Source organism: Parvimonas sp. D9 (assembly GCF_035282565.1).
Lineage (GTDB): Bacteria > Bacillota > Clostridia > Tissierellales > Peptoniphilaceae > Parvimonas > Parvimonas micra.
Genome location: NZ_JAYKBM010000001.1, coordinates 431,660 through 448,048, shown reverse-complemented (window position 1 = coordinate 448,048; position 16,389 = coordinate 431,660). Strand labels below are relative to the sequence as shown.

General features: G+C 25.4%; 15 protein-coding genes. 11 read left to right on the top strand and 4 right to left on the bottom strand.

Translation table 11 applies throughout. The features are described from left to right. The first annotated feature begins 46 nt into the window (after nt 1-46). The 7 genes from VJI94_RS02155 (at nt 47) to VJI94_RS02125 (ending at nt 6,218) form a co-directional block, all read left to right on the top strand. The gene (locus tag VJI94_RS02155) at nt 47-310 is read left to right on the top strand and encodes a hypothetical protein (RefSeq protein WP_324008138.1); all 264 of its coding nucleotides are present in this window, start codon (nt 47-49) and stop codon (nt 308-310) included. Nucleotides 311-319: 9 nt separating this feature from the next. Continuing rightward, nucleotides 320-1,399, top strand: coding sequence for a ribonuclease E/G (locus tag VJI94_RS02150; protein ID WP_324008137.1), 1,080 nt, complete (start codon nt 320-322; stop codon nt 1,397-1,399). Continuing rightward, nucleotides 1,399-2,712 (top strand): 23S rRNA (uracil(1939)-C(5))-methyltransferase RlmD, encoded by a 1,314-nt coding sequence (rlmD, locus tag VJI94_RS02145; protein WP_324008136.1) that lies wholly within the window; start codon nt 1,399-1,401, stop codon nt 2,710-2,712. The genes VJI94_RS02150 and rlmD overlap by 1 nt, the downstream gene beginning before the upstream one ends. A gap of 48 nt (nt 2,713-2,760) precedes the next feature. Beyond that, nucleotides 2,761-3,390 (top strand): GNAT family N-acetyltransferase, encoded by a 630-nt coding sequence (locus tag VJI94_RS02140; RefSeq protein ID WP_324008134.1) that lies wholly within the window; start codon nt 2,761-2,763, stop codon nt 3,388-3,390. Nucleotide 3,391: 1 nt separating this feature from the next. Further along, nucleotides 3,392-4,603 carry a diaminopropionate ammonia-lyase gene (locus VJI94_RS02135; protein ID WP_324008133.1) on the top strand — a complete coding sequence of 404 codons (1,212 nt, stop codon included), beginning with the start codon at nt 3,392-3,394 and terminating at the stop codon, nt 4,601-4,603. Nucleotides 4,604-4,627: 24 nt separating this feature from the next. Then, nucleotides 4,628-5,608, top strand: coding sequence for an acyltransferase family protein (locus tag VJI94_RS02130; RefSeq protein ID WP_029950577.1), 981 nt, complete (start codon nt 4,628-4,630; stop codon nt 5,606-5,608). A 148-nt stretch (nt 5,609-5,756) separates the two neighbouring features. Continuing rightward, on the top strand, nt 5,757-6,218 hold the full coding sequence (locus VJI94_RS02125; RefSeq protein WP_118058907.1) for a flavodoxin: 462 nt from the start codon (nt 5,757-5,759) through the stop codon (nt 6,216-6,218). Between the two features lie 148 nt (nt 6,219-6,366). Here the strand turns inward: VJI94_RS02125 and VJI94_RS02120 are convergent, their stop codons facing one another. The 4 genes from VJI94_RS02120 to VJI94_RS02105 form a co-directional block, all read right to left on the bottom strand. Continuing rightward, nucleotides 6,367-6,786, bottom strand: a complete 420-nt coding sequence (locus tag VJI94_RS02120; RefSeq protein WP_029950574.1) for a nuclear transport factor 2 family protein — start codon at nt 6,784-6,786, stop codon at nt 6,367-6,369. Between the two features lie 229 nt (nt 6,787-7,015). Further along, nucleotides 7,016-7,417, bottom strand: coding sequence for a hypothetical protein (locus tag VJI94_RS02115; protein ID WP_324008132.1), 402 nt, complete (start codon nt 7,415-7,417; stop codon nt 7,016-7,018). Between the two features lie 27 nt (nt 7,418-7,444). Then, the gene (locus tag VJI94_RS02110) at nt 7,445-10,108 is read right to left on the bottom strand and encodes a leucine-rich repeat domain-containing protein (protein ID WP_324008131.1); all 2,664 of its coding nucleotides are present in this window, start codon (nt 10,106-10,108) and stop codon (nt 7,445-7,447) included. Nucleotides 10,109-10,232: 124 nt separating this feature from the next. Next, nucleotides 10,233-10,874 (bottom strand): Crp/Fnr family transcriptional regulator, encoded by a 642-nt coding sequence (locus VJI94_RS02105; protein ID WP_118058905.1) that lies wholly within the window; start codon nt 10,872-10,874, stop codon nt 10,233-10,235. Between the two features lie 269 nt (nt 10,875-11,143). On the opposite strand from VJI94_RS02105, the gene VJI94_RS02100 reads away from it, so the two are divergent. The 4 genes from VJI94_RS02100 to VJI94_RS02085 all read left to right on the top strand — a co-directional run bounded on the left by VJI94_RS02100 (nt 11,144) and on the right by VJI94_RS02085 (nt 16,369). Then, a complete protein-coding gene (locus VJI94_RS02100) occupies nt 11,144-11,791 on the top strand; it encodes a redox-sensing transcriptional repressor Rex (RefSeq protein ID WP_004833204.1) in 648 nt (215 codons plus the stop codon). Between the two features lie 214 nt (nt 11,792-12,005). Continuing rightward, nucleotides 12,006-13,193 carry an O-antigen ligase family protein gene (locus tag VJI94_RS02095; RefSeq protein ID WP_041954109.1) on the top strand — a complete coding sequence of 396 codons (1,188 nt, stop codon included), beginning with the start codon at nt 12,006-12,008 and terminating at the stop codon, nt 13,191-13,193. An 11-nt stretch (nt 13,194-13,204) separates the two neighbouring features. After that, nucleotides 13,205-15,100 carry an ABC-F family ATP-binding cassette domain-containing protein gene (locus VJI94_RS02090; protein WP_324008130.1) on the top strand — a complete coding sequence of 632 codons (1,896 nt, stop codon included), beginning with the start codon at nt 13,205-13,207 and terminating at the stop codon, nt 15,098-15,100. Between the two features lie 9 nt (nt 15,101-15,109). Continuing rightward, a complete protein-coding gene (locus tag VJI94_RS02085; RefSeq protein WP_324008129.1) occupies nt 15,110-16,369 on the top strand; it encodes a Glu/Leu/Phe/Val dehydrogenase in 1,260 nt (419 codons plus the stop codon). The last annotated feature ends 20 nt before the right edge of the window (nt 16,370-16,389 follow it).

Genomic DNA, 16,389 nt, shown 5'->3' with positions numbered 1-16,389 from the left:
GTAAAATAGAACTTGGATTAACCAAGTTCTTTTTTATGGAGTTTTTATGATTAAATTATTTTTTAATATTATGTTTCTAGTTAGTATCGCTATTTTAGTGATACATCAAAGTTTTTATTATTATCAATTTAATAAGATTTTAAAAAAATTGAAGATTTTAAGTGAAGAGAAAAATATAAGAGAAGATAGAAATTTAATTTTAGAGTATAATTATAATCTTGCACAGCTTAATTATATTTTTTGTGTGTATTTTTGTGGGTTGATGAAAAAAATTCTATATAAAAAGAATAATTTTGAATATGTTGAATAGGAGAAAGTTTTGAAAGATTATTTATTTATATACAAAAATGAAGAAAAAATAGAATATGGAAAAGTTTTAAATTCAAAATTAAACTCCTATTATGTAAAAACATTTAGTGATTTTGAAATTGGAGATATATACAGAGTAAGAGTTGTAAAAAAAGTTGATGCATTACAATGCTTTTTTGTAGAACTTAAAAATGGAAAAAATGGATTTTTAGACTTTAAAGATACCATTGGTGAAGTAAAAGTTGGAGATGTAATATTTGTTGAAATTTACAAAATAAATGCAGGAGAAAAAGCACCTAATGTTTCAATGAATTTCTCAGTTTCTTCAATGTTTTCAGTTATATCTTATAAAAATAGAGAAGATATTTTGATTTCAAAAAAATTAAAAGAACATAACTTTGATTTAGTAAAAATAAAAAATATAAAATCAAATTTTTCAGTAAAATTGAGAACAAAAAGTGTTGATTGTGATGAAGATACTTTATTGAATGATATAAGAAAAAATGTAGAAAAAATGCAAGAAATAGTGGATAGTTTAAATAATTTACCGGTTCCTAAATTAATCTACAAAAAGGAGAATTTTTTGGAGGACTTTTTATTTGAAAATGAAAAATATTGCTGTATATTAAATGATAAAGAGTTATACAAGAGTTTTAAAGATAATAAATTTTTGAAAAATGAATTGATGTATGATGAAGAATATTCTCCAAAATATGATTATAATATCGGAGTATATCTAGAGGGATTAAATAAAAAAATAGTTGAAGTTGAAGATATAAATATAGTTATAGAAAAAACAGAAGCACTTACAGTAATAGATGTAAATTCAAAGAAAAAAACAAATGAAACAAATAAAAGTAAAAATGCATTATCTGTAAATCTAATAGCAATTGAAGAAATTATAAGACAGATTTCTTTTAGGGATATTTCGGGAATAATAATTGTAGATTTTATAAATATGAAAACAAAAGAAAAAGAAATTTTGGAAGAAAAAATTAAGGAAATACAAATTTTTGACAATAAGATTTGGAATTTTCATGGATTTACAAAACTTGGATTATATGAAATTACAAGACAAAGAGGAAAATAATGGAATTAAAAAATTTAGAAATAATTGACAATACCAATGAGGGACTTGGAGTTGCAAAAAGTGAAGAGGGAATAGTTTTTGTAAAAGGTGGACTTGTAGGAGATATTGTCGATGTTGAAATAACTCAAAAAAAGAAAAATTTTTCTAATGGATATGTAAAAAAATATCTGAAATATAGTGAATACAGAGAAAATCTATACGATGAAAAACTAACAGATATCTATCATTTTATAAATCTAAAATATGAAAAAGAACTTGAATTAAAGAAAAAGATGTTTTTAGACAGCCTTAGAAAAAATACAGGCATAGAATTAGAAGATGTTGAAATTTTAGAGAATAAAAATAACTTAAATTATAGAAATAAAATTGAATTAAAGACAAATGAAGATTTTGAACTTTGCTACTGTGTGGATAATGGGGAAAGTAAAATAAAACTTGAAAATTGTCCATTAAGTGATGAGAGTATAAATAAATTTCTACCATTTTTACAAGCAAAATTAAAAGAATTTAAAATTAAGTCCTATGATGTAAATACGGATGATGGAATTTTGAAAAACATCAGCATAAGGTCAAATTTCAATTCTGAAATTATGATTACAGTTGTTGTTAAAAAAGATATAGTAGAAGCTCACAATTTTGTAAAAAGTTTAAGTGAATATGAAAAATTAGTAAGTGGATATATAAATATAAACCCTAAAAAAGCAAGTATAATTATGGGACAAGAAAGTAAATTAATATTTTCTAAGAAGAATTTTATAGATAAAATCGGAAAATATGAATTTAATATTTCTCCAAAGAGCTTTTTTCAAGTAAATAGATTTCAAACTGAAAATTTATATAAAATAGCTAAAGATTTTTTAGGAGAAAACAAAGATAAGAATTTGTTAGATTTATATTCAGGAATAGGAACTACAAGCATATATTTTTCAGAAAATTTTAAAAAGGTAATTGGCGTGGAAGTTGTAAAAGATGCAGTAAAAGACGCTAAAGAAAGTTTAAAACTAAATGACGTAAAAAATGTTGAGTTCAAATATGGAAAAAGTGAAGAAAAAATAGAAGAAATACTAAAAAATAATAATATAGATATAATATCCGTAGATCCTCCACGAAAAGGACTCGATAAAAAAGTTGTAGATACTATTATCAAAAGTGATATCAAAAAAGTTGTATATGTAAGTTGTAACGGAGCAACATTAACAAGAGATTTAAAATATTTTATCGACGCTGGATTTGAATTAAAGAAAGTAAAACTATGTGATATGTTCAGCAAAACAGCACATTGTGAAGTTGTTGTTTTGATTGAGATGATGTAAGAATAGGAATAATACCATTTATACTTTAATATTTTTATTGGAGGTAAAATGAGCAAGAAAAAATATTTAGAAAATCCAACTGAATATTCAGCTTTGTCATACTGGAAAAGTAAAAATTTCAAAGTTCCTGATAATATGAAAATAGTTAATGATAAGTATTTCTCAAAAGATTTATTAAAAGATTTCAATGATGATATTTATTTTAAATTAGTTCACAACTTAAATAATATTATTTTACATAGCCTATCTGAGAATTTTATTTTTTACAAATGTAGTATTGAAGAATTTGGCATTCATATAAATAGTTGTTACGATGATGAGGGAATAACAATAAAAGAATTAGAGTCTTATAAAGAACGTATAGTATATGATGAAGAATTATGGATTTGTATTTTTGATAAATATAATAAAAAAATAGTTGCTACAGGAATTGCTGAATTTGATAAGGAAATAAAAGAGGGATATTTGGAGTGGATTCAAGTTTCAAAAGATTATAGAAAAAAAGGATTTGGAACAGTTATAGTAAATGAATTATTGTTTAGATTAAAGGAAAAGGCTGATTTTGTTACTATTTCTGGGAAACTAAAAAATGAAAGCAAGCCTGAAAATTTATATTTAAAATGCGGTTTTGAAAACAAAACAATATGGCATGTTTTGACAAAAAAGGAGATATTTTAAAATGGATAGTAAATTTGAAAAGATAAAAGTTCTTGAGAGTTCAAATACAAAGAAGGATTTAGATATAGAATTATATGGTGATGAACAGGCGAAGGCTGTATTGAAATTTCATAAACAAATTGAGGAATACGAGAAAACTCCACTTGTTTGTCTTCCTAATTTAGCTTCAAAGTGGAATGTTGGTGCAATTTATGTAAAAGATGAGTCAAAGCGTTTTTCACTAAATGCATTTAAAGGACTTGGTGGAAGTTATGCGATGTTTAGAATTTTATGTGATGAATTAAATCTTAATCCAGATACTACAAGTTTGAATGATTTGTTATCTGAAAAGTATAAAAAAAGACTTGAACAGATTGAATTTGTAACATGTACTGACGGAAATCATGGTAGAGGTGTCTCTTGGGCATCAGGATTATTTGGATGTAAAGCTCATGTATATATGCCTTATGGAACAGCGGAAGTTCGTGCAGAAGCAATTCGTAAAGTTGGACCTGCAGAGGTAGAGATTACAAATTTAAGTTATGATGATACAGTAAAATATGCTTTAGAGATGAGTAAAAAGTATGGTTGGAAATTAATTCAAGATACTTCTTGGGATGGATATGAGAAAATTCCAACATGGATTATTCAAGGTTATCTTACAATGGCTTATGAAATCACTGAAGAATTAGAAAAATTAAATGTAATTCCTACACATATTTTTTTACAGGCAGGAGTTGGTTCAATGGCTGGAGGAATGATTGCATATTTTGTAGAACATTATAAAAATAATAAACCTATATTTACTATTGTGGAGTCAAATGTTGCAGATTGTATTTATCGTTCTGCTGAGATAGGAGATGGGAAATCTTATTCTGTAGGAGGAGCTCCAACTACCATTATGGCAGGATTGAATTGTGGTTCTGTTTGTAGTCTTATCTGGCCAATTATTTGGAATTATACTGACTTTTATATTTCAGGTTCTGATGATATGGCTGTTGATGGAATTAGAGCCTATGCTTTTAATGAAGGGGAAGATTTAAAAATTATTTCTGGAGAATCAGGTGCTTCAACAATGGGTGCATTACTTGGAGTTTTGACAGAACCGGCTATGGAAGAAATGAAGAAAAAAATGAAAATAGATGAAAATTCTGTTATTCTTTTAATTAATACAGAAGGAGATACTAATCCGGAAAATTATAGAAAAATTATTAATGGAGATTGGAACAATTAAATTGTTTGTTTTTTGGGAGGAATTATGAAAGAGCGTATAGTACTATGGGATAATCTTAAATTTATTTTAATAACACTTGTTGTTATTGGACATTTAGCTGATGAATTTACAGCTAAATCAGATGTGTATAAAAGTGTATTTTTATTTATATATACTTTTCATATGCCTCTATTTATTCTTATTTCAGGATTGTTTCATAGCGAAAAAAATATTATAAAAAAGTGTATTTTTTATTGTAGTATTGGATTTTTGTATAAAATAATAACCTTAATTTTTGACAGATTAAGCGGAAATAGCAATGTTAGCTTCAACCTTTTATCTGATGGGGGAATATCATGGTTTATGTTTGTTCTTGCAATTTATACGATAATATCTTATGTTATAAAAGATGAAAATAAAAAATATATTTTAGTTTTTTCAGTAGTTTTGGCTTGTTTTACTGGATATGACAAGTCTATTGGAGATTTTTTGTATTCATCAAGAGCTATTGTGTTTTTTCCTTTTTATTTGTTAGGGACAATGCTTAAAAGTGAGGATATAATAAGTATTAAAAATAAATATAAAGGACTTTATGTAGTTTCGATATTGATTTTATTGATATGGGGATTTTTGTGTTTTTATAAAATAGATAAATTTTATATTTTACGATATTTATTTACCGGAAGAAACGCGTTTTATGAACCAATAGTAAGATATGGAGCTTTGGCAAGACTATCTTGTTACATATTGTCGTTATTGATACTTTGCTCTTTTATAATCTTAATACCAAATAAAAAAATTAAGTGGATAAGCAATATGGGTAAAAACTCGATAAATGTTTATTTTTGGCATTGGAAATTCTATATTTTACTTGAAAAACTATTTTGTATTTCAAGCTTATTTTATGCAGGAGTTATGGGAAAGATTGAATTTTTATTTGTAGGATTATTCATAAGTGTTGTGTTATCACAAAGAGGAATATTTGAATTTCCTATAAAACAAATTAAAAGGTATTGCTTTTCTTAAGTTTGTGTCGACTGAAAATATGGAGATTAAAGCAAATAAGAAAAAGGGTATAAAAGTAATAGGTATTAAAAAATAAGTAAAGTAAATAGAAATTTTTAAATTATATCTATGATTAATTAAAGTTAAAATGAAAATAAGGAGGTAAAATATGAAAGCTATTATTTTCTACTATTCAAATAGTGGTAAGACTAAAGATGTTGCAACAAAAATCCAAGAAAATCTTGGTTGTGATATGATAAGTATAGAACCCGAAGTTTCTTACGGGTCATATTTTAAAGCTATTGGGAGAGTGATGGACGAAAAAAAGAAAGACGTAACTGCTAAATATATTGCACCAGTTGTAGATATTTCTGATATTGATATTATTTTAGTAGGATATCCTATTTGGTTTCACAAACCTCCTATGATTGTATTAGATTATTTAAAAAAATATAATTTAGATCATAAAAAAGTAGTTCCTTTTTCAACATCCGGATCTACTAATATCAAATCTACGTTAAATGTTCTTAAAGAGGCTATTGGAAATGCAGAGTTATGTTTACCATACAATAAATCAATATTATTTAAAACAAACTTTAACAAATGGATTGAAAAAGTTAAAGAATTATAGTATGTAGGATTTTGATACTTAAAATAAAAAAAAGCAGTCATTTAATTGAACTGGATTTAAAAATACAGAAATTATTAAAGGAATGTAATCCACAATTAATAGGAGACATTCCTTTTAAATTATTCTTAATTATTTGAGTTGGAAATGATTAAAACCAATTTGTTTTTTCATCCCTAAATTTTGGTATTTTTCCATTTTGATAAGGATTATAGTTGTTTCGATTACAGCCGAATTCTTTTAATTCTTTTATTTTATTGTCATCAGTCCATACAATAAGAGAAATTCCGTCAAAATCTTCGATACTTCCATTATTCATTTTATTTTTAAAATACCATTCTACAATAGTTTGATTACCTTTATGAAAAAATTGTTTAATTGTCCAATCTATTACCATTCCACGATTATTCCATTCATTAAACCATAATTTTACTGTTTCACGATTTTCATATTTGGGGCTCCAACTTTCTGTGTAAATAACATCTTCTGTAAAAATTTCATCTATTCCTAAATCTTTTTGTTTTATCCACATATCAAACCATAGTTGAATTATTTTTTCTTTTTTATTCATCATACACCACCATATAAGCAATTCTCAATCAATTAAACAAACACAATTAAAAGAATGTTTTTATCATTATAACACATTTACATATAGTTTTATAGTATTCATTTTTACTTATAAGAGTCATTATTTCCTATATATTTTCACAGAATAATTTTTCTATTATTTTTATATTTAAAAACTGACCTTCAAAAAATTGTTTTTAATTTTGAGGTCAGTTTTAATTTCTTTATGACTAATTATATTTTCTTGATTTTACAAAAATACAAATGGAAACTACTATACTTAAGATTACTACCAATATTGATGCTTTTTCAATAGAAGTTTGTGGTAGTTTATTACCCATATTTTTTGTATTAGCTTTTGTATTAGTATCATTTCTAGAAATATTATTATTACTGTTATTTTCTAAACTTGAGTTATTGCCTTCAGAATTTTTTTCTTTTGTTTTGTTATATTCAATGATATATTTTGAAAAGTGTGTCGTTTCAAATGATACAGTTTCTTTAGTTTGAGAAAATTTACATGAAGTTAATTCTCCGGATTCGGAAAGGTGATAAACGGCTTTAACATCATTAAATTTTTTATTTAAAATTACTTTAAACTTACCAGTCATATCAACTGTTTTATCATTCAAATTTTTAAACTGTATGTCAAAGGCATTTTAAAAATTACTTTGTAGATTTTTTATATTGTCTGAATTTATTTTTTCAACACTCAATTTTAGATTTATAAATTTTGTTTCTCCTAACGAAACTACAGTTATGTCATATTCTTCGTTTCGGATTACTTTTTCTTTATAATCTTTACAAGCATCTTTTATTGCTTCAAACATGCCTTCTCTATGATATTTTGCTTTTTCAACTTTTAGGATATTACCAATTGAATCAACATTTCCAGACAAAATTTCTCTATAGTCTAATCCTTCGTAATCTGATAAAGTATCCAATGCTAACTTGTGATATCCTTCGTTATCCTCATCAACATTTTCCACTTCCGTACCATATTGATTTAAGGTCCCTTTTCCTATATTGTAGCTCATATCCAAAACATATAAAATTTTACCGTTCTTGTCAAAATAAACATTAACACCTATATGATATGATGGTATAGGTAATGGACTATTTAATTTATGATGACCTTGTAACATAACAGTTTTTGATATTTCGCCTTCTCCATTTACCAAGTCTGTAATAAATTTTAATTCTTTCTTAAGTCTTTTTAATTTTCTAGTATCCAATGCACTGTTATTATATGATTTTTCAGCATAATTAATTTTGTCTTCTAACAATTTTTTTGATTTTTCATTACCATTTGAAAGACTTTTTTTAGCTTTTTTTAATAAAATATCAATATCTGATCTATCAATTAAAAAATTAGTTTCAAAAATATATTTAAGCATTTCTCCTTCTCTTAAATTAGTTTTTTCTAAGAGAAGTTCTCCTTCTTTTTTTACATCCAAAAATAATTTTTTTGTTTTTTCTTGAAATTCATCTAATTTTAAAGAATCAATTCTTTCAATAGTTTTTTTTAGTTCAGTTCTATCTTTAGCCAAAGTATTTTTATTTACAATAAAATTATTTCCATCAGGAATTTTATTAATATTTCCACTGGTAATTTCAACTAAAACTTTTTTATATTCTAAATTTCCTGGATTTTCATCAAATGAATTAAAAGCTATTTTTTTTAGTGAATTTGGGAAAATAACTTCTTTTATTGAATTTTTCCTAAATGCTTCTTCTCTTATTTCTTCAATGCCATAAGGTAAATTAACTGAAGTGATTAAATTACCTGCAAATGCTTGAACTCCTATGATTTTTAAATTTGGAGTTTGAGTTAAATCAACTTTATCTATAGCATTTCCTAGAAATGCCATTTCTCCAATTTCTGAAAGTTTTTCTGAATTCATCAAAAGCATATTTATTTTATTGTTTCTAAATGCTGAAATTCCAATTTTCTCAACATTTTTAGGAATAAATACAAATTCTAAATTGTTTATATGAAAAGCTGCATCATCAATAAGTTTTAAATTGTCATTCAAATTTAGTGTACTTATTTTATTATTCATAAATGCACCTTTTCCGATTTCAGTTAAATTTTCACACTCTTGAACATCTAATTCTATTATATAATTTGACTGAAAGGCAAAATTTCCAATTTTTTCTATGCTATTAGGTAAGGTTACACTTTCCAAGTCATATTTTTTTAGACTTTCATTTTTAAAATTAATGTTTCTAAAAGCATCATCTGCAATTTGTGTTAATTTTATTCCGTTATGTTCACTTGGAATTTTTAAATTTTTATTCTTTTTAACTTTCAAAAGACCTCTATTAGAAAATCCTTCAATTACATTTTTATTAATTTTAAAATCAGCATTTTCCCAAACTTTATAATTTATTTCAGGTTTTTTTACTTTTAAATCATCAGATGGATCTACATAAAAAGAAGCTCCGAATAATTTATTTGGATTATTTTTATGTTCAGTCCAAAGCGTAACTATATAGTTATATTCTTCATTTCCATAATTGCCGTTAAATGCATCTGATGCTATTTTTTTTATACTGTTTGGAATATTAATGCTTTCTATTCTATTATCTTCAAAAACTTTTTCTCCAAGTTCAGTAATTTTTTTACCTTTAAACTCAATATTTGAAATTTTATTGTTTTTAAAAGTTCTTTCTCCCAAACTTTCCAACTTTTCTGGTAGAATAAGATTCCCAGTAATTTGACTTTCCATAAATGCAGAGTCGCCTAAAGTTCTTAATTCACTTGGTAATTCCAAACTTTTGTCTAATGCTATATGTGCAAAGGCATAATCACTTATTCTTGTTATAGTAGATGCAAGTTTAAGTTCATTTAAACTCTCATTAAAATCAAAGGCATCTTGTCCGATGTATTTATATCCATCAGGAATAGTAACAGATTTAATAAGTGTATTGTTAAACGATTCTCCTATATTACGAATTTCATTTCCATCAACATCTTTATTATTTTTTTCGCCATTCTTACCTTCACGACCGATATAATCTTCAATTTCTTTCTTTTTATCTGGATGAAAAGCAAAACTTGCTACCTTTGTTATTTTTATACCGTTTTTCTCTGTAGGTAAAATTACTTTTCCATTCTTCTTAAGTTTTTCAGCACCTTTATTAGAAAAACCGTAAATAGTGTCATTTTCTATTATAAAATCGTCAATTGTCCAGTCATCATTTATACTGTTATCATTTGCAGTAACAGTATGACTGTTTATTGACAAAAATTTTGGTATTAATAGAGAAAAGACAAATAAAAATACCATAAATATTTTTAAAATTCTTTTTGTTTTCATAAAACCTCCATATATTTTTACATTACGATAATGAATATCACAAAGAGAATATTATAATATTTTTGTAAAAAAGTCAATATATATATGAGGTTAAAATTATTTAATTTATTAATATACAATGTGTTTATAGTAATTTAAATTTATTTTTTTTAAAATCTATGATTCCTTCTTTTTTTAATTTTCCAAGTTCTCTTGAAAGATTACTTCTGTCTAGTGCAAGGTAGTCTGCCATTTCATTTCTATTCAGATTTATTTCAAAGTTACTGTCTAAGGATAATGCTTTTTTTTGATTAGAAAGATATTCTAAAATTTTTTCTCTTGTAGTTCTCTTTGATAATATTTGCAATTTTTTATTTAAAATTAAATTTTTTGTAGAAATTATGTTTAAAAGATTATTTAAAATTTTTTGGTAATATAGAGATTTTGATAGACTTTTATATTCAATCCATACGATAGATGAATCTGTTAGAGAAATTACTTCATGGGGGATTTGAATTTCTAATGAAACCAAAGCTTCAGCAAAAGAGTCTCCTTTTTCAAAAACATTTAAGATATTTCTATTTCCAAAGTAGTCAAAATTTGATAAAGCTATTTTCCCATTTGTAATTATTCCAAAATATTCTACTTTTGTATTTTCTGCAAGTATAATATCATTTTTTTTATAGTCTTTTTCGTAAAAAGATATTACTGAAAATATTTCTATTATTTCATCTATTGAAAAATTTTTAAATATCGTACATTCCTTTACTGTTTCAAAGTTATTCAAGTTGACCTCCTAAAATTTATTAATTATATTTTAGAACTTTTTTTTACATTTTTCAAGATATATTGTTTGAAATTGATTAAAAAGTATTTATTATAATAAATATAAAATGATAAATTTTAAAGAAATTAGTTATACATTGTAAAAAACATTGTAAAAAATATTGCAATAAATTTAAATTGATGTTATAATACTTAAAAAGAATATGTGTCTTTAAAATTACATATTAATAAAATTGATTGAAAAAAATGAATTGGTAGGAGGATATTATCATGTTGGATGCAAAAATTTCTGTTGCGGTTATAAAACGTTTACCCAAATATTACAGATACCTTGAGCTTATTGGAGATAAGGGTATAATCAGAGTATCTTCTCAAGAATTAAGTAAAATTACGGGTTTAACTGCGTCACAAATAAGACAAGATTTGAATCATTTTGGTGCATTTGGGCAACAAGGTTACGGTTACAATGTTGAAGAATTAAAAATTGAGCTGGAAAAGATTATGGGTGTTGATAAGCCATATAATGTAGTCATTATCGGTTTTGGTAATATTGGTAGTGCATTGTTAAATTATAGCGGTTTTAAAAAGAAGGGTTTCAAGGTTGTAGGCATTTTTGATAACTCTCCTGAAATAATTGGAAATAAGGCAAATGATGTGGTTATAAAAGATGTTTCTGAGCTAGAAGAAGTTGTAACCAGAGAAAAGGTAGATATTGCAATTTTAGCAATTCCTGCAATTCCTGCACAAGAAATTACAGATAAGTTGGTTGCTTGTGGTATAAAGGGGATTTGGAATTTTGCGCCGATTGATTTAAAATTACCAAGAAATGTTGTACTTGAAAATGTTCATTTAGATGGAAGTTTATTAACTCTTACTTACTATATGAATAGTTTAAAGGATTATCCGGGAGTAAGATAATAAAATTCTGACTAGGATACGAGATTATGCATCAAAAAGGAATATATAAAAACTTTGATGCTTTGCAATTATTTGATAAAACTCTTTTTTAAGAGTTTTATTTTTTTTTGTTTTATGCTATAATTGGAATAGGTTTTATTAAAAAGTAGTGACTTTTTTATCGACAGGATAAAGTAAAAGGCATTACAATTTAACAATGTTGATAAAATGGCTTATGAAAGGCTTAAGATATATGAATTATATTAATAAAATTTTAGAAAAATATGAGCTTAATTTAGATGAACTTTTAATTTTAATTGTTTCATTTACAGTATTTTTACCTTTTTATTTTTTAGTTTTTTCGTTCAATGCTTTATTTTTCTATTTATTAGTTAGTGAGAAAATTATTCCAGTTTTAAAACAGACACCTTATGTTAAGAATGTTTTGGCATTTACAGGACTTATATTTTTTGTATCTATTTTAAAACAAAATTTATACGGTATAGGAGTATCAATTATTATATTTGAATTTTCTATATTTTTTATGTACTATAGATCTATTATAAATAGAAAGCTGTTTTCAAAGATTATAAATTTATATATGATTGTTTCAATATTTTGTTTTATTTTAACAATTTTTTCAGTTTTGTATAGTAAATTCAGTATGAATTTAAAAATGTATGAATTTATAGAATATATGGCTTTACATAGACCTATATCATCATTTTTTAATACAAATTATTATGCGACTATATGTGAATTTATAATTATAATAGCAATGTATTATTTTTTATCTAACAAAAATAGAAATAATAGATTGTACTTTTTGTGTGTAAGTACACTTGCATTTATTGTTTTGTTTTTAACTGAAAACAGGACTGCTTTGCCAACAATTTTAATTGCAACTTTAGTACTTTCTTTCACAAAAAACAACAAGAAGGTATTTACATTTCTTGGTATTTTTACAATAGTTATAGTTATTCTTATGATTTTTTCAAATAGAATTTTTCCAAGATATGAATTTATAGGGAATTCTTTAGGGACGAGAAAAGAAATTTGGGAAAATGCAATTAAATTATTTAAGAAAACTTTTTTGTTTGGGAGTGGACCGATGGCTTATCAAAATGCAAGTTGGGTAAGTCACCCGGCAAATCATGCACATAATATTGTGCTTGATTTGCTTATAAATTTTGGTATCGTTGGAAATATAATAATTTTTCCTCTTTTTATAGGAATATTCAAAAAAGTATATAGTATAAGAAAAAGAAATTTATTCAGACTTATAATAGCTTTAACTGTTGTAGTTATTTTGCATGGAATGTTGGATGTTACAATACTTTGGCATCAAACTGCGTATATCTATTTTAGTGTTTTACTTGCCGTTGGAAAAGTTAGTAACTTTGAATCTAAATTTATTTTCTAAAAAGGTGTTTTATGATTGTTTTAAGTGTTAATGGCTTAACTAAGTCGTTTTTAAGTGAAAATATATTAGAAAATGTGACTTTTTCAATTTCTGATAGAGATAAAGTTGGAATAGTAGGAGATAATGGAAGTGGTAAAACTACATTATTTAACCTTTTAATTAAAGATTTATCTGCAGATAGTGGAGACATTAATTTTGCAAAAAATATAAATCTATCTATTCTAAAACAAAATATTTCTTATACTAGTGATAAATCAGTTTATGAAGAGTGCTTAGAAGTTTTTGAAAAGATTATTTTACTTGAAAAAGAGATTAGAGAATTAGAAATTGAAATGGGAAATAAGGACTTAAGTGAAGAAGAAATTCGCAAACTTTTTGATATTTATGAAAGCAAAAGACATTATTTTGAAGAGAACAATGGATATTCTTATAATTCGAAAATTAGAGGAGTTTTGTTTGGACTTGGTTTTTTAGAGCAGGATTTTTCTAAATCAGTTAATAATTTGAGTGGTGGACAAAAGAGTAGATTACATTTAGCTAAAATTTTACTTAAACCGTCAAATTTGATTTTACTTGATGAACCAACAAACCATTTAGATATAGAATCAATTCAGTTTTTAGAAAGCTATCTTAGAGAATATAGAGGAAGCTGTCTTATAATTTCTCATGATAGATATTTCTTAAATGCTGTTTGTAATAAGATTTTTTCAATAGAAAATAAAAAATTAAAAAGTTTTAATTGCGGATACGATGAATATATTTCAAGACGTGAAAAAGACTTTGAAGTTAATAGACATCTTTATGAAAAACAACAAAAAGAGATTTCAAGACAGAAAGAAATTATTCAAAGATTTGAAAATTATGGAAACAATAGATTTATAAAGCAGGCAAGTTCAAGACGCAAACTACTTGATAAAATGGATTTGATTGAAAATCCTGAAATATATAAAAATTCCATGAAATTAAAACTGGTTCCGGAAGTGGAATCCGGAAAAGATGTTTTAACTATTTCAGATTTATCAATGGGCTTTAATGATAAAATTTTATTTGATGATATAAATCTAAATGTTTATAAGGGAGATAAAATCGGTCTTGTAGGAAAGAATGGAGTAGGAAAGACAACTTTATTTAAAATAATTTGTAATAATCTTGAGGCTATAAAAGGAAAATGTGATTTAGGTGCTAGAGTATCAATTGGTTATTACGATCAGGAACAAAAAACTCTAAGCAATCAAAATACAGTTATGGATGAATTTTGGGATGCCTATCCAAAAATGAATAATTTTGAAGTTAGAAGTCATCTTGCAAAGTTCAACTTCTTTGATGAAGATTTATTTAAATCTGTTGGAGAATTAAGTGGTGGAGAAAGAGCAAGGCTTGAACTTTTAAAACTAATGTTGTCGAAATCTAATTTTTTGCTTTTAGATGAACCGACTAATCATTTAGATATTGAAAGTAAAGAGGTTTTAGAAAATGCAATTGTAGATTATTCAGGCACCGTACTTATCATTTCTCATGATAGATATTTTTTAAATAAGGTTGTCAATAAGATTTGGTATCTAGAAGATGGAAAAATTACTGAGTTTTATGGAAATTATGATTATTTTTTGGAAAAATTAAACGAAAAAAACGAAGCGGAAGAAAAAATAATTTCAAAAACTAAAATTGAGAAAGAAAAAAAGAAAAAAAAGGAAAAAGAAAAAGAAGAAAGAGCAAAAAAACAAAAATTGAAGGAAATTGAAAATAAAATTTTTGAAATTGAAGAGAAAATTGAAATTTGTAATAAAGATATTCAAAATCCTGAAATTTTTAATGATAAAGATAAATTTTTACAGATTGGTGAAGATTTATCGAGATTGATAAAAGAAAAAGAAAAATTATATTTAGAGTGGGAAAATTACTTATAGGAGAATTGTATGAATAATATTAATCCGTTAGAAAATGTTCAAATGATTTTAAAGAAATCTTGTGAATTATTAAATTTAGATGATAGTTTATATGACCTTTTAAAAGAACCGGAAAGGACAATAGAAATAAATATCCCCGTTAAGATGGATAACGGGAAGGTTAGAATTTTTAAAGGGTTTCGTTCACAACATTGCGACGTTATGGGACCTTATAAAGGTGGAATAAGATTTCATCCAAGTGTAAATATTGATGAAGTTAAGGCTCTATCCATTTGGATGAGTTTAAAATGTTCTGCGACTCATCTTCCTTTTGGTGGAGGAAAAGGAGGAATAATTGTAGATGTAAATGAATTATCCGAAAATGAACTTGAAAGACTTTCAAGAGGATATGTAAAAGAATTGTATAAATATATTGGAGATAGATTTGATATTCCGGCTCCGGATGTAAATACAAATGAAAAAGTTATGGCTTGGATGTTGGATGAATATATAAAATTGACAGGAAACAATACTCTTGCAACTTTTACCGGAAAAGCATTAGGTTTTGGTGGTTCTTATGGAAGAAAAGAGGCAACAGGAGTTGGAGTTGCAGTTATGACAAGAGAGGCTCTAAATAAGTTAGGAATAGATATAAGAAATTCGCGAATTGCTATTCAAGGTTTTGGAAATGTCGGCTCTAACACTGCAAAACATTTAGAGAGAATGAGTGGAAATATTTTATCAATCTCAGAATATGATAAGGAAAAAGGCGTTTATACAATCTACAATGAAAACGGGTTTAATATTTCAGAACTAATTTCTCATTTTGAAAAATATAATACATTATATAATTATAAAAATGCAAAACATATTTCAATTGATCAATTCTACTCTTTAGACGTAGATGTAATCATTCCATGCGCTTTGGAAAATTCTATTACTGAAGATGAAGCCCAAAAGATTAGGGCAAAATTAATCGTTGAAGGAGCTAACGGCCCTGTTGATTATCTTGCTGATAGAATTTTAAGACAAAAAAATGTTGTAGTCATTCCGGATATATTGGCAAATTCCGGAGGAGTTATAGCTTCATATTTTGAATGGGTGCAAAATATTTCAGGTATTGATATGACTGAAGATGATGTTTTGAATAAAGTAGAATATAAAATGTTACTTGCTTATAACGAAATAATGAAAATACAAAATAAATACGATGTAACTATGAGAATTGCATCTTATATCTATTCAGTATTAAGACTTTATAAAATATTAAAACTAAGATCAAGAATTTAGTTTTAAAAAATATTTTTATT